Annotated in this window: 1 protein-coding gene; it reads left to right on the top strand. The window is 31.7% G+C overall.

Annotation, left to right across the window (positions count from 1 at the left end; genetic code table 11):
* A partial coding sequence (locus AOA59_RS28750; RefSeq protein WP_143522856.1) for an AI-2E family transporter occupies nucleotides 1-240 on the top strand: 240 nt, incomplete at both ends.

The raw sequence follows: 240 nt of genomic DNA, 5'->3' as shown, positions 1-240 counted from the left end.
GTATTACACCCAATAGTTAATAAACTTGCAGAAAAAAATGTTCCAAAACCAATTTCTATCTTAATAATTTACTCCCTATTTTTAATTTTTTTCATTTGGATATTGTTAAAAGGGACTCCGTACATAATAAAAGAAGGACAAGAGTTGATAGAACATATGCCGCAAATGGCAGAGACATATGGAAGCTTTGTGAATACTATTCACGAGCAAGCTGAAGTTCTTCCTTCTACATTTCAAGAT

The organism is Pseudomonas sp. 2822-15 (genome assembly GCF_002742515.1).
Classification (GTDB): domain Bacteria; phylum Pseudomonadota; class Gammaproteobacteria; order Pseudomonadales; family Pseudomonadaceae; genus Aquipseudomonas; species Aquipseudomonas salomonii.
This window is presented reverse-complemented; position numbering and strand designations above follow the sequence as displayed.